18 protein-coding genes are annotated in these 25,087 nt (G+C 48.1%); 12 read left to right on the top strand and 6 right to left on the bottom strand.

Annotated features, from left to right (window positions below; genetic code table 11):
- Positions 1-309 precede the first annotated feature (309 nt).
- Positions 310-2,970, top strand: coding sequence for a type I DNA topoisomerase (topA, locus tag NFHSH190041_RS07205; protein ID WP_261924576.1), 2,661 nt, complete (start codon positions 310-312; stop codon positions 2,968-2,970).
- 103 nt (positions 2,971-3,073) lie between these two features.
- On the opposite strand, the gene NFHSH190041_RS07210 is transcribed toward topA, so the two are convergent.
- Positions 3,074-3,859: a hypothetical protein gene (locus NFHSH190041_RS07210; RefSeq protein ID WP_261924577.1), complete on the bottom strand. Its 786-nt coding sequence runs from the start codon at positions 3,857-3,859 to the stop codon at positions 3,074-3,076.
- Positions 3,860-4,092: 233 nt separating this feature from the next.
- Here NFHSH190041_RS07210 and cysB point away from each other — a divergent pair, with 233 nt between their 5' ends.
- Positions 4,093-5,067: an HTH-type transcriptional regulator CysB gene (cysB, locus tag NFHSH190041_RS07215; protein WP_261924578.1), complete on the top strand. Its 975-nt coding sequence runs from the start codon at positions 4,093-4,095 to the stop codon at positions 5,065-5,067.
- 39 nt (positions 5,068-5,106) lie between these two features.
- Here the strand turns inward: cysB and NFHSH190041_RS07220 are convergent, their stop codons facing one another.
- A complete protein-coding gene (locus tag NFHSH190041_RS07220) occupies positions 5,107-6,483 on the bottom strand; it encodes an L-serine ammonia-lyase (RefSeq protein ID WP_261924579.1) in 1,377 nt (458 codons plus the stop codon).
- Positions 6,484-6,788: 305 nt separating this feature from the next.
- Here NFHSH190041_RS07220 and nagZ point away from each other — a divergent pair, with 305 nt between their 5' ends.
- The 3 genes from nagZ (at position 6,789) to NFHSH190041_RS07235 (ending at position 9,783) form a co-directional block, all read left to right on the top strand.
- On the top strand, positions 6,789-7,847 hold the full coding sequence (gene nagZ / locus NFHSH190041_RS07225; protein ID WP_315972977.1) for a beta-N-acetylhexosaminidase: 1,059 nt from the start codon (positions 6,789-6,791) through the stop codon (positions 7,845-7,847).
- On the top strand, positions 7,844-8,398 hold the full coding sequence (ycfP, locus tag NFHSH190041_RS07230; RefSeq protein ID WP_261924580.1) for an alpha/beta hydrolase YcfP: 555 nt from the start codon (positions 7,844-7,846) through the stop codon (positions 8,396-8,398). The genes nagZ and ycfP overlap by 4 nt, the downstream gene beginning before the upstream one ends.
- Before the next feature lie 1,109 nt (positions 8,399-9,507).
- A complete protein-coding gene (locus NFHSH190041_RS07235) occupies positions 9,508-9,783 on the top strand; it encodes an acylphosphatase (protein ID WP_261924581.1) in 276 nt (91 codons plus the stop codon).
- Between the two features lie 15 nt (positions 9,784-9,798).
- Here the strand turns inward: NFHSH190041_RS07235 and NFHSH190041_RS07240 are convergent, their stop codons facing one another.
- From NFHSH190041_RS07240 to NFHSH190041_RS07250, 3 genes are all read right to left on the bottom strand, one after another.
- The gene (locus NFHSH190041_RS07240; protein WP_261924582.1) at positions 9,799-10,806 is read right to left on the bottom strand and encodes a peptidoglycan binding protein CsiV; all 1,008 of its coding nucleotides are present in this window, start codon (positions 10,804-10,806) and stop codon (positions 9,799-9,801) included.
- Positions 10,807-10,808: 2 nt separating this feature from the next.
- A complete protein-coding gene (gene mfd / locus NFHSH190041_RS07245; RefSeq protein ID WP_261924583.1) occupies positions 10,809-14,282 on the bottom strand; it encodes a transcription-repair coupling factor in 3,474 nt (1,157 codons plus the stop codon).
- An 88-nt stretch (positions 14,283-14,370) separates the two neighbouring features.
- Positions 14,371-14,937, bottom strand: a complete 567-nt coding sequence (locus NFHSH190041_RS07250) for a hypothetical protein (RefSeq protein ID WP_261924584.1) — start codon at positions 14,935-14,937, stop codon at positions 14,371-14,373.
- Between the two features lie 93 nt (positions 14,938-15,030).
- Here NFHSH190041_RS07250 and NFHSH190041_RS07255 point away from each other — a divergent pair, with 93 nt between their 5' ends.
- From NFHSH190041_RS07255 to lolE, 3 genes are all read left to right on the top strand, one after another.
- Positions 15,031-16,263 (top strand): lipoprotein-releasing ABC transporter permease subunit, encoded by a 1,233-nt coding sequence (locus NFHSH190041_RS07255; RefSeq protein ID WP_261924585.1) that lies wholly within the window; start codon positions 15,031-15,033, stop codon positions 16,261-16,263.
- A 77-nt stretch (positions 16,264-16,340) separates the two neighbouring features.
- On the top strand, positions 16,341-17,033 hold the full coding sequence (lolD, locus tag NFHSH190041_RS07260; RefSeq protein ID WP_261925076.1) for a lipoprotein-releasing ABC transporter ATP-binding protein LolD: 693 nt from the start codon (positions 16,341-16,343) through the stop codon (positions 17,031-17,033).
- Positions 17,030-18,280 carry a lipoprotein-releasing ABC transporter permease subunit LolE gene (lolE, locus tag NFHSH190041_RS07265; RefSeq protein WP_261924586.1) on the top strand — a complete coding sequence of 417 codons (1,251 nt, stop codon included), beginning with the start codon at positions 17,030-17,032 and terminating at the stop codon, positions 18,278-18,280. Before lolD ends, lolE begins: the two co-directional genes overlap by 4 nt.
- A 57-nt stretch (positions 18,281-18,337) precedes the next feature.
- Here the strand turns inward: lolE and NFHSH190041_RS07270 are convergent, their stop codons facing one another.
- Entirely contained in the window at positions 18,338-18,847 is a 510-nt protein-coding gene (locus tag NFHSH190041_RS07270; protein WP_261924587.1) for a DUF2062 domain-containing protein, read from the bottom strand.
- Between the two features lie 29 nt (positions 18,848-18,876).
- Here NFHSH190041_RS07270 and NFHSH190041_RS07275 point away from each other — a divergent pair, with 29 nt between their 5' ends.
- The 4 genes from NFHSH190041_RS07275 to NFHSH190041_RS07290 all read left to right on the top strand — a co-directional run bounded on the left by NFHSH190041_RS07275 (position 18,877) and on the right by NFHSH190041_RS07290 (position 24,902).
- Positions 18,877-21,474, top strand: a complete 2,598-nt coding sequence (locus NFHSH190041_RS07275) for a DNA internalization-related competence protein ComEC/Rec2 (protein ID WP_261924588.1) — start codon at positions 18,877-18,879, stop codon at positions 21,472-21,474.
- A 34-nt stretch (positions 21,475-21,508) separates the two neighbouring features.
- Entirely contained in the window at positions 21,509-23,329 is a 1,821-nt protein-coding gene (msbA, locus tag NFHSH190041_RS07280) for a lipid A export permease/ATP-binding protein MsbA (RefSeq protein WP_261924589.1), read from the top strand.
- A complete protein-coding gene (gene lpxK, locus NFHSH190041_RS07285) occupies positions 23,330-24,385 on the top strand; it encodes a tetraacyldisaccharide 4'-kinase (RefSeq protein WP_261924590.1) in 1,056 nt (351 codons plus the stop codon).
- A 334-nt stretch (positions 24,386-24,719) separates the two neighbouring features.
- Entirely contained in the window at positions 24,720-24,902 is a 183-nt protein-coding gene (locus tag NFHSH190041_RS07290; protein ID WP_261924591.1) for a Trm112 family protein, read from the top strand.
- Positions 24,903-25,087: the final 185 nt, after the last annotated feature.

Here is a 25,087-nt window from a genome sequence, read left to right on the forward strand (position 1 = left end):
GTTAAACCCATTTAGACTAGGGGTTAATTTTCGCCAGTATACTGCAGGTGCCGCTTGGTACAAATCAGGCATGGGGATAACAGGGTTGCACTTTTGACCGTAATTGCATAACTATTATTCAATCTGTGGTAAATCCTGAAATAATAGTTTTTAATTACGCAAGATTATTTTTTACATTTTTTTCATCATTGATTAAAAAGTGACTCGCTGGTGCACATAAACAGGGGATGGACTTGAAAGTCTTGGGACAACCCTCTATATATGGTGCCAATTTCCACCTTCTAGAGACTTTTTGGCGCAAATCAAACTATGGGTAAATCGCTAGTTATTGTCGAATCGCCGGCCAAAGCCAAGACAATCAATAAATACCTTGGCAAAGATTTTATTGTTAAATCCAGTGTGGGTCACATCCGTGATCTGCCAACCTCCTCTTCCTCAGAAGGTAAAACGCCCGCTAAATCTGCAGCAGAAGTTCGTAAGATGTCTGCTGAAGAGAAAGCTGAATATAAAAAGCAAAAAGACAAGCAGGCGCTTGTTGCCCGGATGGGAGTTGATCCCGAACATGGTTGGCAAGCCAACTATCAAATTCTCCCCGGGAAAGAGAAGGTGGTAAAAGAATTACAAACCCTGGCTGACTCTGCTGATCAGATTTATCTGGCAACGGATTTGGACCGTGAGGGGGAAGCCATTGCCTGGCATTTGCAGCAGGTTATTGGTGGCGATCCTTCACGGTATCAGCGCGTGGTGTTTAATGAGATCACCAAAACCGCTATTCAGGAAGCTTTTAGCCATCCGTCTCAGCTAGATACCAATATGGTGAATGCTCAGCAGGCTCGTCGTTTTCTCGATCGGGTGGTGGGCTTTATGGTTTCACCTCTATTGTGGAAAAAGGTAGCGCGTGGCCTTTCTGCCGGCCGGGTACAGTCTGTGGCTGTGCGTTTGGTTGTGGAGCGCGAAGGGGAAATTAAGGCTTTTATTCCAGAAGAATTTTGGGATGTGCATGCTGATCTGCTGACCGGAACTCAGGCTCCACTGCGAATGGAAGTGACCAAATTCGCAGGTAAGGCGTTTGAGCCAAAAAATGAAGCTGAAGCGCAGGTTGCTGTTTCGGCTCTGAGCAGTGCCAGCTTTAAGGTACTGGACCGGGAAGATAAAGCGACCCAGAGTAAACCCAGCGCTCCTTTTATTACCTCAACACTGCAGCAGGCTGCTAGTACTCGTCTTGGCTTTGGGGTGAAAAAGACCATGATGTTGGCTCAGCGACTGTATGAGGCGGGTCATATCACTTACATGCGTACTGACTCTACCAATTTAAGTCAAGAAGCTTTAGACAGTGTTCGGGAACTGATTGGTAAAGATTTTGGTGATGCTTATCTGCCCAAAGATGCAGTGCGCTATGGCAGTAAGGAAGGTGCACAGGAAGCGCACGAGGCTATCCGTCCTTCCAATGTCAAACTGGAAGCTGCATTCCTGAATGATATGGAGCGCGATGCTCAGCGGCTGTATGAGTTGATCTGGCGTCAGTTTGTGGCTTGTCAGATGACGCCTGCTCGGTATGATGCCACCAGACTGACTGTGGCGGCAGGGGACTATACCCTGAAAGCCAGTGGCCGCACTCTGAGATTTGATGGTTGGACCCGAGTGCAGCCAGCCCTGAAAAAGAAAAATGAAGAAGATAATACTCTGCCTGTGGTTGAGGCCGGAGATAGTCTGAGCCTGAAAGGCCTTGATCCAAAACAGCACTTTACTAAGCCACCGGCTCGCTACAGTGAAGCTTCTTTGGTAAAAGAGTTGGAAAAACGTGGAATTGGGCGCCCATCCACTTACGCCACTATTATCTCTACCATTCAGGATCGGGGATATGTGAAAGTGGAAAACCGCCGCTTCTATGCCGAGAAGATGGGGGAAATTGTGAGTGAGCGGCTGGTGGGATCTTTCCATGAGCTGATGAGTTATGATTTTACCGCCGGTATGGAACAAACACTGGATGATGTTGCCAAGGGGAATAAGGCTTGGCAGAAAGTGTTGGATGGCTTCTATGAAGATTTTGTTGGGCAACTGGCAAAAGCGGAAGCTGCACCAGATGAAGGCGGTATGCAACCAAACGAAATGGTGCTGACAGATATTCCATGCCCGACCTGCGGTCGCCCGATGGGGATCCGTACCGGTACCACTGGGGTATTCTTAGGGTGTAGTGGTTATGCGCTACCACCTAAAGAGCGCTGTAAAACCACCATGAATCTGACGCCGGGTGAAGAGGCTGTTAGCCAGCTTAGCGAAGATGCTGAAATGGAGGCTCTGCGGGCGAAACACCGCTGTGCTATCTGTGGTACCGCAATGGATTCTTATCTGATTGATGAGAGTCGTAAATTGCACGTCTGCGGTAACAACCCTAGCTGCCCGGGTTATGAGGTTGAACAGGGACACTTCAAGATCAAGGGCTATGAGGGCCCAGTGATTGAATGTGACCGCTGTGGAGCAGATATGGAGCTGAAAAATGGCCGTTTTGGTAAATATTTCGGCTGTACTAACAGCGAGTGTAAAAATACCCGCAAATTGCTGAAAAATGGTGAGGTTGCACCACCAAAAGAAGACCCAATCCATCTGCCAGAGCTTAAGTGTACTAAATCAGATGCCTACTTTGTGTTGCGTGATGGGGCAGCGGGTATTTTCTTAGCGGCGAGCACTTTCCCTAAATCTCGGGAAACCCGTGCACCATTGATTGAAGAGCTCGTGACATATCGAGAGTTGCTGTGGCCTAAGTATCAGTATTTGGCAGATGCACCAGCTCGAGATAATGAAGGCAACTCGACTGTAGTTAAATTCAGCCGTAAAACCAAAGAGCAATATGTTGCTAGTGAAGTCAATGGTAAGGCGACCGGTTGGGTTGCAAAATTTGTTGACGGTAAATGGCAGGTTGAAGAGCCAGCGAAAAAGAAAACTGCCGTCAAGAAAGCAGCGGCTAAGTAAGTACTGCTGTTCAGTTTTGATATTAAACTGATACGCTTGTCGTTGTAATACGCATAAAAAAACCCGCTAAGGCGGGTTTTTTTATTAACTCAATCGGGTCGGCTTACCACTTACGTTTTTGTTGGAATAATATATCTAACTCATCATTTTGTTTTTCTGGCTCAGGCATAGGCTGTGGTGGCGCTTGGGTTTTCTGATCCCCCATAATGATATCCAGCAGCTTTTTGGCATCATCAACTTTTTTGACGATAAAAGGATCTTTTGGGGTTTGACGCTTGATGGCATTGAGGGTGGCTAATGCCTTGGTAACCATTTGTTTAGCGCTGCCATATTGTTTCATTTCACACGCACTGCGTGCGCGGCTGAGCATAGATTCAACATTGATCCTCAATTGCAGATTATCAATGCGTTTTTCTTCTTCATTGAATACCCCAGGTTCAATACGTCCTTTATTACTTTCGATACGTAAAATCGCTTTCATTTTTTTCAGGCATTGCACTAATTGTAAGATTTGTTTGTCATTATCTGGCAGGCGGAAACTTTCGATTGCTGGAGGCGGGGTATCATTTTGAGCCAGTGTGGTAATTTGCTGGGCGATATTTATTTGTCGGCGTTGGTATTCGCTTTTTTGATTATCTGCTGCGACTTGAGATGCATTGATGAGGGCATCATTCATGCGCTGATACAGTACCAAAATTAACCGATTAGAACAGGGGATAGCCGTCAGGTTGGCAAGAATACTTTCCGTTTCGTCCATAATGGCCCGCTGTTTGAGCAGCTCGTTGCGGCGCAAAGTTTCGGTGCGCTCTTTTTGTTGCTGAATAATATTGATACCGATGACCAACATCAGCAAGACACCGATTAAAAACAGCACCACATAAAAAATCATAATTTTTGCATCATCCTTGCCGGCCGAATTAATCGATCGTTAAATCAATAAACTAGCATAGTTATTATGATTCTGCCTTTTTCCACTGATAGGCAGTAACATGCATTAACCTCGTTATTCCTGTTTGCTTTCATTTAGTCCATGTACTATAACCGGTGATTATAGATGATGATCAATGTATCAGCCTCTGTCCGAAAGGTCTGTGGCAGATATGTTCAGTGAAAGGACAGAGCATGAAGCTGCAACAGTTAAGGTATATTGCCGAGGTAGTGAATCATAATCTCAATGTATCGGCCACGGCGGAAAACCTCTACACCTCCCAGCCTGGGATTAGTAAGCAGGTTCGCATGCTGGAAGATGAGCTCGGTATCCAGATTTTTGGCCGCAGCGGTAAACATTTAACCCATGTTACTCCGGCTGGAGAGAAGGTAATTGCCATTGCCAATGATATTCTTGGTAAAGTCGATAGCATTAAAAAAGTGGCTGAAGAATATACCAAACCGGATCAAGGGGAATTGAATATTGCCACGACGGATACTCAGGCCCGTTATGCGTTACCTCCGATTATCCGCAGTTTTATTGACCGTTATCCGAAAGTGAATCTGCATATGCATCAAGGTACACCGTCGCAGATCAGTGAGTTGGCAGCGCGAGGGGATGCAGATTTTGCTATCGCTACCGAAGCGATGCACCTGTACAGTGATTTAATTATGCTTCCTTGTTACCACTGGAATCGCAGTATTGTGGTGCCTAGAGAGCACCCACTGGCCAGTCGCAGCCAAATTAGTATTGAGGATTTGGCCCGCTTCCCTCTGGTCACTTATGTGTTTGGCTTTGACCGGGCCTCGGAAATTGAACGGGCGTTTAATCGGGCAGGGTTAGAGCCTAGGGTGGTTTTCAGTGCCACGAGTGCTGAAGTGCTTAAAACGTATGTTCGTTTAGGGTTAGGTGTAGGGGTTATCGCAACCATGGCACTGGATAGCACACTTGATCGGGATCTGGTGGTTATTGATGCCAGTCATTTGTTTGCTAATAGCACCACGAAAATAGGTTTCCGTAAAGGCAGCTTTTTGCGCAGTTATATGTATGATTTTATGGAGCGTTTTGCCCCGCACTTGACCCGTGATGTGGTTGAAAAGACCATTGCTCTGCGGGATCCGCAGTTAATTGAGGCTATGTTTGCCGATTTTACCCTGCCGGTGCGCTGAGTCCCGGCAGGGCTAAATGCCTAATGGTGTTTGGGCGAGTTAACACTCAACAATATTGACCGCCAGGCCTCCCTTGGCGGTTTCTTTGTATTTAGAGCGCATATCTTTGCCGGTATCCATCATGGTTTTAATGACTTTATCTAAAGAAACTTTATGCTGGCCATCACCTCTTAGCGCCATTCTGGAGGCGTTGATTGCTTTTACGGCGCCCATGGCATTACGTTCGATACAAGGTACTTGCACCAGTCCACCCACCGGGTCGCAGGTTAATCCCAGATTATGTTCCATACCAATTTCTGCAGCATTTTCTACCTGAACCACAGTGCCGCCCATAATTTCAGTTAATGCTGCTGCGGCCATGGAGCAGGCAACGCCTACCTCGCCTTGACAACCCACCTCTGCACCAGAGATAGAGGCATTTTTTTTGTATAAAATGCCAATTGCCGCGGCGGTGAGCAAAAAGCGGCTGCAAATTGCTTTATCGACCGGTTGGACAAAGGTATCGAAGTAGCACAATACCGCAGGAATTATGCCAGCGGCACCATTTGTTGGTGCTGTCACGACTCGATCGCCTGCTGCATTTTGCTCATTGACTGAAAGTGCGAAGAGATCGACCCAGTCCATGGCGTTAAGCGGGTCAACATTGTTTTTACCTTCGGCTTTTAGGCGGCGATACAACCCCGGGGCTCTGCGGCGTAGTTTTAGCCCGCCTGGTAACAGCCCTTCCCGTTCATACCCTCGCTCAACACAACGCTTCATGGTTTGCCAGATTTGCCATAACCCATCGAGGATGGTGTCATCATCGGCGACGGTGCGTTCATTGGCTAACATCAGTGCAGAAATACTCAGCCCATGCTCATTGCAAAGGTGAAGTAATTCTGCAGCACTGTTGAAGTCATAGGGGACAGCTTTAATCGGGGTTGCTGGGGAGGCATCTCGAGCCTGAATTTCATCCTCATCCAGGATGAATCCGCCCCCGACAGAATAATAGGTACGCTGATAGAGCAATTGACCCTGTTGGTATGCATATAGCGTCATGGCATTCGCGTGGGCGGGTAAGCTTTTGCGACGGTGAAATGTTAAGCCATGCTCTCGGGTGAAACGAACTGTGTGTCCACCGGGTAGCGTAAGTGTTTGTTGCTGCTCAACCTGAGCTAAAATCTCATCAACACTGTCAGTATCGACCGTATCCGGCATTTCTCCCATTAAGCCAAGAATAACGGCTTTACCTGTGCCATGGCCTTTACCTGTTTGCCCTAAAGAACCAAATAATTTAGCTCGGAACTCATCGGCTTGGGGAAGTAATTGCAGCGTTGTTAAGGTAGTAATAAATGCATTGCCGGCTTTCATTGGGCCGACAGTATGGGAGCTGGAAGGCCCAATCCCAATTTTGAACATATCAAACACACTGATCATAGTGATAGCCTTGTGTCATGAAGGGGGGATCTCGCACATCATCAGGTAACAGATTAGTCTTGAACGGCGCTGATGAAAATGGATAACGTTACTTGGATGGTGCGACTGCGCGTTTGAGTATCCCATAGAATAGCGCTTGGGTGGGAATGAGATTTTTTATTGATTTCCAATCGGATAAACGGAGTTAATCCACTTTGTTTTCACTTGACGCCACGGGGATGACGTGCGACATATTATCTGGTTTTTATCGGTTTAAGGCGCAGCATGATACCTAATTGCGCTTTCGCAGGAGCAGAGCACATAGCATGAGTTATCTGATGATGGATTTAGCGTCTACCGCGCTATCCCCCTTGGAACAACAACAGTTAGCCCATCCAGCAGTAGGTGGGGTCATTTTATTTAGTCGCAATTTTACTACCCGATCACAGTTATGTTCGTTGGTTGCCGATATCAGGGCGGTGAGGCCGGAGATGCTGATTGCCGTCGATCATGAAGGGGGGCGAGTGCAGCGTTTTCGAGAGGGGTTTACTGAGATCCCGGCGGTGGGTGATCTGCTGCCGCTAGCTGGTGGGAATCGTCAGCAGGCGGCGGATTGGGCGCGGGAATTGGGCTTTGTGATGGCTCTGGAACTGCTGGCTTGTGATATTGATTTGAGTTTTGCGCCTGTGTTGGATCTTAACCGGATTAGCCGGGTGATAGGTCGACGCAGTTTCAGCGCCAGTCCCGAGGATGTTGCGGTATTAGCAAGCGCATGGATCGAGGGCATGACCGATGCGGGCATGCGTAGCGTTGGGAAACATTTCCCCGGTCATGGCAGTGTGGCAGCCGATTCCCATATTGATATTCCGGTGGATTCTCGCTTGCTGGCGGATATTCGTGCTGATGATATGCAGCCGTTTGCGGATTTGATCGCCGCAGGGTTGCTGGACGGTATGATGCCGGCCCATGTGGTTTATAAGCAGGTGGATGCCCATCCAGCTGGTTTTTCGCGTTTCTGGTTACAGCAGATTTTGCGCGGCGAGTTGGGTTTTGAGGGGGTAATTTTTTCTGATGATTTGGGCATGCAAGGCGCCAGTGTCGCTGGCGATTACCCTCAGCGGGTGAATGCTGCGCTTAATGCGGGTTGTGATATGGTGCTGGTTTGTAATGCTCCTGATGGTGTGGCCGCGCTGTTAGATGATAGTTTTTGTTGGCCGGATACCCCACCGCTTCATCCCGGCACGAAGCTGCGGGCAGATAAAGCTCGTTTAATGAATGTTTTGGAGCAGGATGCCAGTTCAACGGATAGCCGCTGGCTACGAGGACGAGCGTTGGCGCAACGACTCAACTGCCATCCTGAGGCAACTGATTGGAGAAGAACATGATTTTATATTTGCATGGTTTTGATGCTACAAGTCCAGGAAATGCAGAAAAAATAAGGCAGTTGGGCTTTATTGACGAAGACGTTCGCTTAGTCAGTTACAGCACGCGGCATCCCCGGCATGATATGCAGCATTTACTCAAAGAAGTGGAAAAACAATGTCGTCTCAGTGATGATCCTGCGCCATTAATGATAGGCGTTGGACTCGGAGGTTATTGGTGTGAACGGATAGCGTTTCTTTCTGGACTGCGGGCGGTGATGATTAACCCCAATTTGCATCCGGCGCAGACCATGGAAGGGAAAATTGATCGGCCTGAGGAGTATGTGGATATTGCGGCCAAATGTGTTAGTCATTTCCGGGAAAAAAACCGTGATAATGCCTTGGTGATTTTATGTCGTCAGGACACGGATTTGGATAATTTGGCCAGCGAAGCCTTATTGTCGCCATATTATCAGGTGCTCTGGGATGAAGACCAGGGGCATAAACTGCCTTCTCTTGGCCCTCATCTTATGGCAATTAAAGCTTTCAGAGCAGAAACACCACACAGCAAGTAATGTAGGTTTGCCCTGACCTTTTGCTAAGGTTTTTTGATGCACCGCAAAGGAGACTCGGTTAGGAGGGGGTCAACTGAGCCTCAGCTTGTTAGCTGCAAAATCAGTTTGAAAGATGATCTGTTTTTAGAGGGTGCTGACTTCTTGCGGTTGAATTTTGTTCGATGTGAAAGTGTTTTAATGACGGCCAGAGGTTTGTAGCCTCGTTATGTGTAAGCAAGAACCACGCAATAAAGCGTGAAACGTTTTTAGCCGAACCCTTCGGGCAGCGTTTGATGCTTCTAGCTATGTGTTATCGGTTTATCAGATAGCGCAACTACCTATCAAAAGCTTTGGTCTTGTATAAAGTTTCCTTAAGTCGTTGCATAAACAAACTAGACAGGTTAATAGCCTCCAATGCATTGCTACTTTTTATGATGATCAGTTTTGTCTTACTGCTAGCGATTTTTCTCTGACAGGCGGGGAACACTGTGTTTTCTTTGTTTTAACTGTATCCATGATTTTTGGGATCGTCAATCGCTGTTGTGTTCTTTCAATGCTGTCCTTCTGTGTATTTGGGCTCGCAAGCAAGCTTCATTACTTAGCCTCAAATTGCTGAGCAAATCTTCGAAATATGCTCTGGCTTATTGTTGTTATTGCCTTTTGTGAATGGTGGCCGCTTTAAGATAGTTTCTATTCTGCCGGGTAATTTTGCGAAAAAGGTTAGTTGAAATAGTGTCAAGTATCGGTATTTCATCGGGATTAGCAAGCTATCATGAACCCAGTCTTATCACTGTTTAAATAGAGCAAGAATGTTTGTTGTTTTTTTATAACAAGCTGCAAACAAAGCGTTAAATTGGTGATATATGTTGATTTAATGAGAATAGGCCAATTTTCACCCTAAAAACTTGTTGCACTTATTTCTATTCCCTGTAGAGTGACGGTCATTCAGATGGGTTACATGTTGATACATGTAATGTTTTCATCTGGATGCATTTTATTTGCGTATGTCGCCCGATAGCAGCTAACAGCGGTTTCGTTAGCTGTTTTTTTTGCCTTAAATTTCCCTTTCGTTGTATGTTTTAACTCTGGTCGGAATCTGTTCCAGGGTCGCTAGATAACGGAGTTAAAGGATGAAACGGGTAGTGATATATATAACAGGTCATGTTCAAGGTGTTGGTTTTCGACGGGCAACACAGGCTAAAGCTAACGCATTGCGATTAACGGGTTATGTGATCAATCGGGCAGATGGGCAGGTTGAGATCTTGGCTCAGGGTGGATTCCCCGCTGTTGATGAATTAATTAACTGGTGCTGGAATGGGGTTGCTGGGGCTCAAGTCAGCAATGTGCTGGTGGAAGATGACGAGGCAGATGATATCTACCTCGACTTCTCTATTGTGGCATTATGATGCTGCTATTTAGGATTATTGGAGCTTGATTGGAGCTTGATTGGAGCTTGATTGGAGCTTGATTGGAGCTTGGGTATGCTGTGGCATATCCTTAGGTTGCACCATTTTACGGATTTGGATCAGCATGCCCAATTTCGGGTGATCAAAATAGTTGATCTCATCACTGCGAACTCGGCGATTCTGCCTCATATGAATAGCATACAGAAAAGGTACTTTTTCCATTTCTGAAGCTATTGGCGTAGGTGATACATGCATTGTTTTGATTGTATCACTATCGTTTTCCTGTGGTGCTGTTAAGGTTTTCTCTCCCTCTTCTCTTAGTACTAAATTAGTTTCAATATAGAGCCAGTGGTTGAGGTATATATTCAGCGTGCCATCCAGTTGCCACACTGGTTTATCATTCTGGGGCTGCAGATAGTCATTTAACACATCGAAGTGTTTTATCAACTGATCATCGGTTTCAATTTTTATCCCATCAGCAGTGTATTGATCAGTGAAGTTTTTTCCACCATATAAACGTATAGGCTTGGCTAAATTACGTGGCAACATATTTTCTTGCCAAGTCATATGTAGCAGACCTTGTACACCAGGTTCTTTGTTTATCTTACTGATCAAGTTATTAAATTGACTCTGGCTGTTTGCTAACAGAATGGCTTTTTCTCCCCGTTTTGCATGTTGTGCTGTTGCTGCAGCAACCGTCAATGGAACCGTTGTTAAGGGAGTAGTGGTGTCTAACTGCAATTGCTGATTACACCAGTCTGGGCGGGTAGCCCAATCTGCTGCGGTGCAACTATGTAATGCTTTTGCTGTATGATTGAGCTGTTTTGATATTACAGGAGTGATTAAGTCAATTGCGCCTTTGGTATCAGCCGGAATGGCAGTTTCAGGCCATTGCTCGGTATCGGCTGACTGGCGAGCAAAAATATAGACTTCCACCTCAAACCAGCTGGCGTCAGCAGCTTGTGCTGAGCTGCTTAGCCCCCAAGTGATAAGTGCCAGGGTTATCCCAATTAAGCGAAACACATTTATTCTCCAAAACTATGTTGTGACAGCTGTTCCAACAAGGTGTTAAGTAAATCCAGTCTGTCTTTGGCGTTTTCGGCCGGGATCAGGAACTTTAACTTATTCGGGCCTTCCATTCGATACATTTGTGGTTGGCTCTGCAGTAAGCTGATGATAAATCCCGGATCAATTTGATGGTGTTCGGTAAATTCGATACTGCCGCCTTTGGCATGCATTTCAATTTTTCCGGCTCCTAACTCGGTGGCTCTGTGTTTATATAAGGTGAGCGTGAGTAGATTTTTTGCCGCATCAGGCAATAAACCAAAGCGGTCGATTAGCTCAACCCGAATTTCATCCAGTGCCGCTTCGCTATGGCAACTGGCGATACGTTTGTAGAGTGACAAACGCATATTGACGTCTGCGACATAATCTTCTGGTAACAGTGCGGGGATCCGTAAATCAATTTCACATTGCTGTTTCAGCATTTGCGCTAAAGAGGGTTCCTTACCAGCTTTCAACGCACTGACCGCACCTTCCAGCATATCCATATACAGGGTAAAGCCGATTTTCGAAATATGCCCGCTTTGCTCATCCCCCAGCAATTCTCCTGCGCCACGGATTTCCAAATCTTGAGTGGCCAACATAAAGCCAGCACCCAGATCTTCCAGTGCCTCCAGAGCCTCTAGCCGTTTTCTGGCATCCACTGTCATGCGCTTGGGATGGGGCGTCATCAGGTAGGCATATGCCTGATGATGAGAGCGTCCCACTCGTCCACGCAGCTGGTGCAGTTGCGCAAGACCAAAATGATCGGCTCGGTCAATAATAATTGTATTGGCACTAGGAACATCGATACCGGTTTCAATAATGGTGGTGCAGACCAGTACGTTAAAGCGTTGGTGATAAAAATCGGACATCACCTGTTCCAGCTCACGTTCACGCATCTGACCGTGGGCGGTGACAACCCGGGCTTCTGGGATGAGATCGCGGATATCGGCTGCACACTTTTCAATGGTTTCAACCGAATTGTGCAGTAAGTAGACCTGACCACCACGCAAAATTTCCCTGAGAATAGCCTCTTTTACTGTGGCTTGATCATATTCTCTAACGAAGGTTTTTACCGCCAAACGTTTTGCTGGTGGCGTGGCAATAATTGACAGGTCCCGCATACCAGACATGGCCATATTCAGTGTGCGAGGGATAGGGGTTGCTGTTAGCGTGAGAATATCAACATTTGCCCGCAACGCTTTGATTTTTTCTTTTTGCCGAACGCCGAATCGGTGTTCTTCATCAATTACCAGTAGCCCAAGGCGTTCAAACTTCACTTCAGACTGCAGCAATTTATGGGTACCGATGACAATATCCACTTTGCCTTGAGCAAGATCGGTTAATACGCCTTGCTGCTCTTTGGCGGTACGAAAGCGGCTCATCACTTCGATGGTGACCGGCCAATCGGCAAATCTGTCTTTGAAATTTTCATAATGTTGTTGCGCCAGCAGTGTGGTCGGCACCAGTACCACAACCTGTTTACCCGCATTAACGGCAACAAATGCTGCTCGCATGGCCACTTCAGTTTTACCAAAGCCCACATCACCGCACACGAGTCTGTCCATGGCAACGGCGGCCTGCATATCAGTTAACACTGCCTGAATAGCGGTTTCCTGATCCACGGTTTCTTCAAAGGGAAACCCTTGGGCAAATAATGCATATTCTTCTTCATCCAGTGGGCAGGCTTCTCCTGGTCTGGCTTGGCGCCGAGCATAGACATCCAGTAATTCTGCGGCGACATCACGAATTTTTTCAATAGCTCTGCGCTTGGCTTTGGCCCAGGTTTCATTCCCCAGTTTGTTAAGCTGCAAGCTTTGTTCAGCGCCGGTGGCATAGCGGCTGATCAGATGCAATGACGCCACAGGCACATACAGGCGATCACCGCCAGCGTATTCTAGCTTCAGATACTCGGCCACTAATCCGCCGGTATCTAAGGTTTCTAACCCCTGATACAGGGCTACACCATGCTCTAAATGCACAATCGGCTGACCAACTTTGAGTTCGGCCAGATTTTTAATCAGCAGATCTTGGCTTATCTGTTTTTGTTTATCTCGCCGACGTTGCTGGGCGATCCGTTGCCCGAACAGTTCAGTCTCACAGATAACAGCCAGATTGAGATCGGTCAGACGACACCCCTTGGACAGAGGGGCAACAATCAGTCCAAGGGGCTGCTTTGAGGCGAGAAAGGCATCCAGATGGGAAACTACGGCAGGGCGAATATCAATTTTAGCCAGCAGCTCCAGCAGGGCTTCTCGCCGGCCTTCAGACTCAGCACAAAACAGCAGTCGTAATTGCGGATGAGCAGTATGAAAGTGTGCCAGGCCTTGTAGTGGCTGTTTTAATTTATGGTTGGCCGTAATATCGGGTAGGGCTGTCGCCTTGGCCTGTTTTACGCCCTTAACATCGCTTGCTTGCGTAACTAGTTGATAGCGAGGCAGAGGCTTGATGGCGGCAAACAGTTGCTCTGTCAGCAGATAAAGCTCTTGGGGTGCTAACAAAGGACGCAGGGGATCAACCCGGCGGTCTTCATAGCGACGTTCGATTTCGCTTAGATGACTGTGGGCGGCAGCTTCAATATCACCACAGGTGACCACTTGGGTGTTCCCCGGCAGGTAGTCAAACAAGGTGGCGGTGGTATCAAAAAATAGCGGCAAGTAGTTTTCAATCCCAGCGGGCATCAGCCGATGACTGACCTGTTGATAAATTGATTCAGGTGCATTAGATGCGGTTTCAAACCGGCGCCGGTAGCGCTGTCGAAAACCTTCAATGGCGCTGTTATCAGTAGGAAATTCCTTGGCTGGTAGCATGCGCAGTTGTGTCAGTGGTGTTTCAGAGCGCTGAGTTTCAGGATCAAAATAACGCAGAGACTCCACTTCATCGTCAAACAGCTCAATCCGTACCGGCCGATTGGAACCACTGGGGAAGATATCTAAAATTGCACCGCGGATAGCAAACTCGCCGTGTTCAAAGACCTGATCGACGAGGTGGTATCCGGTGTCCGTCAATAGTTGCCGCATTGTTTGCAGATTGTAGTGATCTCCGGGTTTTAGGAGCAACACGTGGGCGGCTAAAAATGTTGGCGGTGGTAGGCGCACCATCAAGGTAGTGACAGGGACGATCAATATTCCACAATTGTCACTGCCAAGATAAGACAGGGTCTCCAGTCTGGCGGAAATCAAATCCTGATGGGGGGAGAAGCTATCGTATGGCAGAGTTTCCCGATCCGGAAACAGGCGCACTGTGACATCAGAATCCTGTAACAGGTAGCCTAATTCAGACTCAAGTGTTAGCGCAGTGGGCGTATCATGGGTAATTACCAGTGTCGTCCCACTATGGTGTTTGGCAGCGCTGGCAAGGGTGATAGCACTGGCCACGCCCGGGAGGACGGCCAGTGACTGGATCCGGGCATTTTTCAATGGTGCCGGTGGCGTCAGTACGGAAAAGTCGGTCATTGAGGTGTCTGAAAAGATGTTGTCACGTCAGTTTGCCTGACATTGTAGAGACTTGCCGGCGCTGGTGCCAGTCCCAGCCGATGACAGCTTAGGTTTCAAGCTGCTGTTTACGCGCGCGAAGTTGTTTTTGCTGAATGCGCAGGCTGGCTTGTACCAATTGCTCAACATCAGCATCACTGATGGCGATGAAATCTAATTCGCTGAGGTGACCGTCATCGCAGGGAACACAGTGTTTGACTTGGGCAATACACAAGACGCACAGCAGTTCCTCTTGTACATACAGTGTGGTTTGCCAGCGGGTATCTGGCTGCAGTGGCTCGGCGGTGATAACCGTCATACCACTGCCACCGAAACTATCACCTTGGGCTTTTTGCCCCTGATGCGCTTGCTGTTCGAGCAGATAATGCAGCACTAAATCGACTTTGCGGGATTGGAGTTTCATAAAATCCACCACTGCTTTGGCATCATTATCTAGATTTCGCAGGTAGTGTAAGCACTGGGCTTCGAGCAGTTTGACTTCCCCCACCAACTTCAGGCCGGGGGATTTTAGCGCCTCCAGTTGTTCATCACTGGGCAGGGCGTTATTTGGCCATGGAGAGAGAAAGGCACTGAACTGGTATGGTACGGTAAAATAGCTGCTGTCCCTGCTTATCAAACCCTGCCTCTTTATTTATGCCGGTAATGTCCCTATTATCGTGCCCATTCCTTTGATTTAGCAAGTTTAGCCTGTGGAGCGCGACCCCTGCTGATGAACTTTTTCACTCCTTTTTTTATCGGTTACCGCTACTGGCGCGCCAGAAAAGCCAATGCTTTCGCTTCTTTTATTACCTTTTTTGCCGTCAGTGGGATTTTTCTCGGTGTGGCAGCTTTGATTATTGTCTCCAGTGTGATGAATGGACTGGAGGGGCAACTGAAACAGCGTATTCTCGGTGCTGTGCCCCAACTGACGGTGCATAGTGATACCGCTTTTACGGGGCTGCCAGCATTTAAAACCGCGCTGCGAGCTTTACCCGGCGTTGATGGTGTGGTCGATAGTGCCGATACCCAGGCGATGATCCAGTCGCCGGCCAATATTGCCGCTGTGCAGCTATATGGTGTTAACCCTGGTCAAGTTAACGGCTTGTCCAATGTGGCTGCCCATATGGTGTATGGTGCGTTTAGCAGTTTGCGCCCGGGGCAGTTCAATGTCGTGCTAGGTCAGCAGTTGGCCGCCAAGCTTGGGGTTCAGCCTGGGGATAAGGTTCGTATTTTGTCTGGTAATGGTGTGGTTTACTCGCCAATCGGGCCGGTACCGAGTCAACGCAAATTTACTGTGAGTGGACTCTTTGCGATGGGCTCTCAGGTGGATGGCGCAGTGGCTTATATCGATTATCAAGATGCCAGACGGCTGATGCGTGAGTCGCCCAAAGGGGTGAATGATTTGCGTCTGTATTTAGCGGATCCCTTCACCGCCCCGGCATTGGCTGCTAGTGTCGGGCAGTTGGCGGCAAAAGCTGATTTAACCGTCAGTGTGCATGATTGGCGTAGTCGTTATGGCCATCTGTTTGGCGCCGTCAAAATGGAAAAAAATATGATGTCTTTAATGCTGAGCCTGATCATCGCTGTGGCGGCGTTCAATATTGTGTCGGCTTTGGTGATGATGGTGGTGGATAAAACCGCCGATGTGGCCGTCCTAAAAACCCAGGGGATGACCACTGGGCAGGTGATGGGCATTTTTGTGGTGCAAGGCAGTTTAAATGCAGTGACCGGGTTGCTGCTGGGGCTGGCCCTTGGGGTGGCCGTGACCCTGAATATCAATACGGTGCTGGGCTATGTCGGCATCAGTGTCCTTGGGGCTGGCACTGTGCTGCCAGTGGCTATTGAGCCTGCTCAGTTAGGCTGGATTGTTTGCGGCACCTTGTTGCTCAGTTTGCTCGCTGCGCTGTATCCAGCGATGCGGGCTGCTCGAGTTCAACCGGCTTGCGCCCTGAGGTATGAGTAATGTCTGTAACCAAACTCGGCCCGGTCAACGGGGCCGAACAATCTGATAATACGCGAGTGACTGATAGAGAGAGTGTGATGCACCAGCCCCTGCTGAAATGTGAAAATATTACCAAGTCTTACCATGATGGTGCGGTGGAAACCCAAGTGCTGCGCGGGGTGGATTTTAGTGTTTATGCCGGTGAACGACTGGCCATTGTTGGTAGCTCGGGTTCGGGGAAAAGTACATTGCTGCATATTCTTGGCACTTTGGATATGCCTACCTCTGGCAAGGTCCAGCTTAACGGGGAAGATTTATATCGGGCTGACAGCCATCGGCAGGCCCAAATCCGTAATCGGGAGTTGGGCTTTATTTATCAGTTTCATCATCTGCTGCCGGAATTTAGCGCGTTGGAAAATGTGGTGATGCCAGCCTTGATTGCCGGTGAGAAGCGCCAGCAGGCGTTGCCAAGGGCACAAGCGTTGTTGGAAAAGGTTGGATTGGGTCACCGTGGTCACCATATGCCACCTGAATTATCGGGTGGGGAGCGTCAGCGGGTGGCCATTGCCCGGGCGCTGATTAACCACCCCAAAGTGGTGTTGGCTGATGAACCCACAGGTAATTTAGATGCGGCCAGTGGTGAGGCGGTATATCAACTTATCTGCCAGTTGGCCGAACAGCTGGGGATTGCTTTTGTGGTGGTCACCCATGATTTTGCCTTGGCGAAACGGATGGATCGCCAAGTCATGATGAAAGATGGTTTGATTGTGCCTGCCGGAGAGCTGTTATGAGAGCCATGATGGGCTGGTGGATTGGCTGGCGCTTTTACCGCGCCAGACAGGCCAATGGATTTATCGGCTTTATCTCTTTTGCATCGACTGCAGGTATTGCCTTGGGCGTGGCGGTGTTGATTATTGTGTTGTCGGCCATGAATGGTTTTGAACAGCAGTTAGAGCAGCGTTTTTTAGGGGTTGTGGCCCACGGGGAATTAATTGGGGCATCCGGGCCGGTACAGGACTGGCCAAAAATGGTGCAGGATGCTGAGCGGATTGCCGGGATCAGCGGCGCCGCGCCATTTATCAGTGTTGAAGGGTTAGTTCAAAAGCCAGGTGGTTTTCAAGGATTAGTGGTTACAGGTATTGATACCCAGTTTGAGCCTAAGGTATCAGTGATTGAGCAATATATGTCGGCTGACGCGTGGCAGTCACTCAGTAGCGATAAAAATCATATTGTGCTTGGCCGCAGTTTGATGCAGAAACTGGGACTAAAACTCGGGGATGTGTTGTCTCTATATGTGCCATCGACAGTCTCCGGTGCAAGCCACAGATTGGGGCGGGCACAGAGCCACAGATTTATTGTCTCCGGCAGTTATCATGTTGGCGGTGAGCTGGAGCAGAACAACGCTTATATTCCGATGGCCTACGCTGCGCAAATGTTGGGGATGGGTGACAGGGTAACGGGCGTGCGCATCAAAGTGGCAGATGTATTTCGCGCCCCTGCGCTGATCCGTCAGTTGGGGTTTGAGCAGAATCAATATTTGTATATGAATGATTGGACTCGAACCCAAGGACATTTATATCAAGATATCCAGCTGGTGCGAACTGTGATGTACCTGGTATTGGCATTGGTGATTGCTGTGGCTTGTTTTAATATCGTCTCCACGTTGGTGATGGCGGTACGCGATAAGGCGGCAGAAATTGCCATTTTGATGACCATGGGGATGCGTCGCATCGGCATTATGAGCATTTTTATGGTGCAGGGGGCTCTTAACGGGGTGCTAGGCTGTCTTATCGGCGCGGGTCTTGGGGTGATTACTGCTCTTAATCTCAGCGCGATTGCCCGTGGGATTGAACATCTGTTTGGTATCAAGCTGCTGGCAGCGGATATTTACTTTATTGATTTTCTGCCATCGAAATTAACGTGGTCAGATGTGGTGTTAGTGTTACTGATGGCATTGGTGATGAGTTTAGCCGCAACCCTATATCCGGCGTATAAGGCCAGTTGTACTCAGCCAGCAAGAGCGTTAGCTGGGCATTAACCCTGACTAGATGATGATTGTGATTGCTGTTAATAATGCCGGGGTTGATGCCTGGCATTATTCTTTATGGCGCCGTTGCCATTTGAACAGAGTTGAATACTTCCACAAATTGCTAATAACTAGATAACCGAGCAGTGCCCACCCCAGCGCCATAATGAGACAGCCGAGTAAAAAGCTTGGCCCGATGGTTCCTAATGACTGGCTTAGCCAATGCCAGGATACTTCAAATTGTACCTCTGCAGTGGGCTGCCCCAGTAGGCCTGCGCCTAACAGATAAGCGCAATAAAACATAAACGGCATTGTCAGAGGATTCGTTATCCATACCAGTGCGACGGATAAGGGTAAATTGACATGGAATGTGATGGCTAACGCCGCTGCAACGACCATTTGAAAGGGGATTGGCAGCCAGGCACAGAACAACCCAACGGCAAATGCGCCCGGGGCTGAGCGGCGATTAAGCAGCCACAAGTTGGGCTTATGCAGTAATTGTCCGAACATTTTCAGATGCTTGTGCTTTTTTATTTGCTCGGGATTAGGAATAAAACGCTGTAGCAGTTTCTTAGGCATAGCTTGGGCTTATTGGCTAACTTTCTGGTATGAATTATTTTCTGTCCGGATTTAGTCTGGCGCTGATTTCCACGCTTATTTGGCCCGGAGTACCGGGTATTGAATGGGCCGGGTGCGCGCTGCTTAGCCTAGTATTTCTTCGCCGTAGGCTTTTCTTTGCGGGAATGGCCGCTGGCTCAGGGTATTTTATTGTTTTTGTTGCAGCTTTGTTTCATACATCAGGCAGCGTTACTCTGCCTGATCGTGACGGCAGGATCAAGGTGCGTGGCGAAATCATAACATCTGTCCCGGGATACGGCGACTGGCATCGTGTTGTATTGCGTTTACAACCCAGCCCTCAGGCTCCGTTTTATGTAGCAGGATTTCAATCACCTTGGGCCAAATATTTGCAGCTTAGCTGGCCTGCTGAGATGACCTCTGAGTTTGATAAGCTACCTGAGTCGGGACAATATTGGCGGGTGACCCTGAAACCTAAAGCGATAACATCGGTACTCAATCAAGGTGGTTTTAACCGCCAACGTTATCTGCTTAGTCGCCATATTATTGGTCAGGGCAAGGTTGTTGCCGCCCAGTTACTTGCCGAGCGGCCATCTTGGCGTCAGCAATTATTACAGCAGTTTGCGGGGCAGTCGGCAGCGTTGCCATTTCGGGACATACTTGCTGCATTATTACTTGGTGATAAACGGTATCTTAGTGCCGAGCGCTGGCAGCAGCTGCGCAGTAGTGGGTTAGGGCATCTGGTGGCCATTTCCGGGTTGCACCTTTCTGTTGTCAGTGGCTGGTTGTATTGGCTTAGTTTTATGGTGTTCAGTCGCATAACACCTTGCCAAGGCAGTCGTAATTTGGTGTTGGCCATGCTTTGTGCATGCGGTGGCGCGGTGGCTTATGCTTGGCTTGCGGGGTTTGCGCTGCCAACCCAGCGGGCGCTGATCATGCTATTAATGGTGTTACTGCTGTTATTGCTCCGTCGGTTTGCCTCCCCGTGGGAGCGACTGTTGTATGCGTTGAGCCTAGTGCTGTTGATTGATCCCTTGTCGGTGCTCAGCGGAGGCTTTTGGCTGTCCTTTTCTGCTTTGGCCATTATTTTATTAGTATTACAGTCATTTGAGCACAGTAATCCCACCTCGTTACTGGCTGACGCGGCTAAGGATAAAGGCTACCCCACAATAACCTATCCAAAATCCGAAGGTGTAGGCTTAGAACCTCTTGGTATAGAACCTCCTGATTCAGCGCCTCTTAATCCAAGGCCACTAAACGCAACGCTTTTTTCTCGCATCAGGGCATTGTGTCATCGACTTGTGCAGACTGGACTGTGGCAGCGTATTGGCCAATTTATCCGGTTGCAGTGTTATTTGGCCCTCGGACTTGGCGTAGTGCAGGCGTTGTTATTTGGTGCGCTAACCTTGCATGGCATTTGGATGAATTTACTGATGGTGCCTTGGTTGAGTTTGGTCACTATTCCTTTGACATTAGCTGGTGGCGCATTGTGGTTTCTTGGCATGATGTTTGGGCACAGTTGGATAGTGGCATTGATGCCCGCGGCATGGAGTCTGCAACCCTTTATGGCATTGTTATCTTTGACCGATGTTATGCCGGGAGGACAGTTTTTCTTGGCGCAATCGACTCTGATCCTGGTTATCACTGTATTGCTGATAGTTGGCATTTGGCGCTGGGTACCCACTGGCGTTTGGCGCGTTATTTGCCTATTACCGGTTATGCTTGTCGCTATATTGCAAATAGCAGCCAAATTATCACATTATGCGACGGCTTGGATGGCAACACCGATAGTTTCAGAGCCGATTATTGCGCATGTTAATGAATATGCTTTATCAGATTGGATGGCTAATAAAAGTTGGTATATCCATGTATTGGATGTCGGGCAGGGGCTGGCTGTGGTGATAGAACGCCATGGTCGCGCTGTGTTGTATGATACTGGTGCCGCTTATGGTCGAGATTTTAGCTATGCGGCCAGAACCATTATCCCTTTTTTGTCTGCCCGAGGTTTGTCAACAATTGACATGATTATTGTGAGTCATGGTGATAATGATCATGCAGGTGGTTTGTCGGTATTAGTTGATGCTTTCCCTACGGCGAAATTGGTTGCTGATAATCAGGCCGATGCTTGGGATAATTGCCGGCCCGGTACGTATGTTTGGCAGGGCTTGGTTATTCGTAAGTTAGCGCCTTCTGCGCCGCGAGTCGGTAATAATGGCTCATGTGTGATACAGGTGTCAGATGGCACAACTCGGTTGCTGTTACCTGGGGATATTGAGATAGCAGCTGAAACACGCTTACTTGCCCATTATCCCGTTATTCCATCGCAATTATTGCTAGCTCCCCATCATGGCAGTAGCACCTCTTCATCGGCGGCATTTATTGAGGCGGTAGCCCCTGAATTAGTGATCTTTGCAGCCGGGTTTGCCAATCAATATGGTTTTCCCAAAACAGAAGTTGTCAGTCGTTATCTGACTGCTGGGAGTGAGGTGGTACAAACTGGTATCTCGGGGCAGATAAGTTTGCAGATTGAGCCCGGTTTTGGCTGGAAAATGCGCAGTTATCGAGAGGCGATAGCGCCATTTTGGTATAACAAGGTGTTTGCGTTTGGTTGGCGGCACAATCCAGAGTAGAATGCAGCCTTTGTTACCAACATATGATTGATACATGACCCCAGCTGAGAAAAATGAAGTCTGGACAGTATTTAAACGCCTGATGGGATATTTAAAACCCATGAAAGGCATGTTTGTACTGTCTGTACTCGGTCTGATTACCTATGGTTTGGTGGATGCCGCTTTTATCGCGTTTATTAAGCCGTTTATTGATGAAGGCTTTGCCGGCGCCAGTCAACATGCCAGCCAGATACAGTCAATCGGGGGCATTTCGCTGCCGGAAAATAAAGGTTTTTCTGCCAACAATGACGTGCTGGCCATCGCACCGCTGGTGGTCATTGGTCTGTTTACTCTGCGCGGATTAGCTAACTTTGTGTCGACTTACGGCATCTCTTATATGAGTGCTCAACTAATTATGCACATGCGTCAGCAGGTGTTTGAGCATTATCTGACGATGCCGGTTAGCTATGTCGATAATGAAAACTCCGGTACGTTAATTTCCCGCGTTACTTATGATACTGAGCAGATCGCCCGGGCTTCAGGTAGTGCCCTGATTTCCATTGTCCGAGACAGTATCACTGTTCTTGGCATGTTAGTGTTGATGTTCTGGTATTCTTGGAAATTATCACTGTGCATTTTGGTGATAGCGCCGTTGATGGGGTTGGTGATGACCCTGGTGAGTCGTCGATTCCGTAAGGTATCCCGTCAGTTGCAATCTGCCATGGGTGGTGTAACGACTACAACGGAACAGATGGTTAAAGGGCATAAAAATGTACTGGCATTTGGTGGCCAAAAAACAGAATCTGAGCGATTTGCCAAAATTAATAACCATAATCGTCAGCAGAATATGAAACTGGCGGTGGCTCAAGCCATCAGCCAACCGACGATCATGATTATTGGCTCATTTGCATTGGCATTTGTGTTGTACGCCGCCAGTTTAGACAGTATGAAGGCTGAGCTGACAGCGGGTACGTTTGCAACCATCTTGGGTGCCATGATGGCTATGTTGCAACCCATTAAAAGTCTGACCCGAGTGAATGCGGAATTTCAACGTGGTATTGCGGCCAGTACGACTATTTTTGAGCTGTTAGATACCGAGCCTGAACCGGATCCGGGTAAACATACTGTTGAGCGAGCCAAAGGGCATTTAACCTTTGATGATGTCACCTTCCGCTATCCGGGGCAGGAGCGTTTGGCGCTGGAGCACATCAGTTTTGATGTACCTGCGGGTAAGACGTTGGCCTTGGTGGGGCGCTCAGGCTCTGGTAAGTCAACCATAGCCAGTTTGATCACCCGTTTTTATATTGGGTTGGAACAGGGCAGTATTGCGTTGGATGGCACCAATATTTATGACTACGAACTGAAAAATTTGCGTAGTCAGGTCGCCTTGGTCTCCCAACAGGTGACTCTGTTTAATGACACCATTGCCAATAATATTGCTTATGCCTATCCCGGCGAAGTCACCCGAGAGCAAATCGTGGAAGCGGCTAAGCTTGCCCATGCCATGGAGTTTATTGAGCAATTACCTGAAGGGCTGGATACTGAAATCGGTGAAAACGGCGTGTTATTGTCTGGTGGCCAGCGGCAGCGGATTGCGATTGCACGAGCCATGCTGCGTGATGCGCCGGTACTGATTTTGGATGAAGCTACCTCTGCCTTGGATACTGAGTCTGAAAAGGCCATTCAAAAAGGGTTAGATAATCTGCGTCATAACCGAACCTCTGTGGTGATTGCTCACCGTCTGTCCACCATTGAAAGTGCGGATCAGATTCTGGTTGTGGATCAGGGCCGGATTGTGGAGTCAGGCACCCACAGTTCATTGATTGAGCATGGCGGCATGTACGCCAAACTCTACCAAATGCAGTTTGGAAGCTAAATGCAGCAATTTGTTCATAGGCTTTGGTATCAGCGCAACCACCCGTTGCGCTGGGTGTTATTGCCACTGACTTTGTTATTTTATGTCATCAGTGCCATTCGTCGGCAGTTGTTTCGCTGGGGGATCAAACCGGTTTATCACAGCCCTGTGCCTGTGATTGTGGTTGGCAATTTGACGGCAGGTGGCAGTGGCAAAACGCCCATGGTGCTATACCTGATTGGTTTGTGTCGCGCCAATGGGTATCGCCCAGGGGTGATCAGTCGGGGGTATGGCGTCAATATTACCGGTAGTGTATTGGTGAGTGACAGCCATACCTGCGCCGATGTTGGCGATGAGCCCGCTATGATTTTTGCTCGAACCCATGTGCCTATGGTCGTGGGGGCAAACCGGGTTGATGCGGTTAAAACCTTACTGGCGCACTGTGATGTTGATGTGATTATCTGTGATGATGGTTTGCAACATTATGCGCTTGGTCGAGATATTGAATTGGCGATCATCGATGGTGAGCGCCGTCTGGGTAATGGCCTACTATTGCCAGCCGGCCCGTTGCGGGAAGGTGCATGGCGACTCGATACGGTTGATTTTAAAATCTGTAATGGGCTTGAAGGCGCACAAGCAGGTGAGTTTGCCATGCAATTGGCGCCTGCTGGTTTGCATGGATTGACTCCGCATCTTGCAGATAACATTCAACAGGCGCCCCAGCCGGGTGATACTGTTGTGGCAATGGCTGGAATAGGCAATCCGGGGCGTTTTTTTACTAGCCTGACTGCGCTGGGATTTGTATTAGCTCAAACGCGTGAATTTGCTGATCATCAGCCCTATATCCCCGCCGATTTGGCTTCATTAGCTGCTCAGTATCCATTGTTGATGACTGAAAAGGATGCAGTAAAGTGCCGACATTTTGCTACCGATAATTGGTGGTACCTGGCCGTGGATGCCAAGTTACCAGCAGAATTTGATCAGGGTTTGTTGCAGCGATTAGCAAAAATCCAGTCAGAGAAATCCAGTCGGGATAGTATTGCGAATAACATGGCATCGGCCAATCAGAAGGAATAACCCCTCTGCATATTTAAAGCTCCCTGTGGGGAGCTTTTTTGTTGCAATGTCAACTGAGTTGCTCAGTGGCTAAAGTAAGCAACTCGTATACAAACTGAGAAATAAGCGTCGTAACAGACCCTAGGTTACGAGCGTATCATTCGGGTATGTCGCTGCAAATAGGTTGTCTTATCGGTTGGGGAAAAGGCAATTAGATGCAAAAGTCAGGGGAAATGTCGCGCTTTTAAAAAAGAGTACTGGCACTCCACGCTAACTGGTGACAAGCTAGCGACAATAAGATAAAACAAATCGCAGAGAGTCTGTGATATTTGTGTGAGTGAACAAGGAATTATCGATGGCATTTGATAAGAAGCTGTTGGACATAGTGGCTTGCCCGGTATGCAAGGGTAAATTGGAATATCAAAAAGACGCGCATCAGCTTATTTGTAAAGCCGATAAAGTAGCGTATCCCATTGAAGATGGTATCCCGGTGCTGCTGGCAAATCGAGCACAGGATTATCAGCCAGATAATCAATAAATCAGGTCTTTGTAAGGGACTGATTTGTTGATAAAAAACGCTCCGTTTAGGAGCGTTTTTTATTAGTGCAGTAAGTTGCAGAAAAAACTGCAACCTTAAGTTCAAAACCAAAGGTAACTTTCTATGTTCGATACTAACAATCCAATCATCAAACACAAAACCGGAGGTAGTCCTCCCGAAAAATA

Source organism: Shewanella sp. NFH-SH190041, from assembly GCF_024363255.1.
Classification (GTDB): domain Bacteria; phylum Pseudomonadota; class Gammaproteobacteria; order Enterobacterales; family Shewanellaceae; genus Shewanella.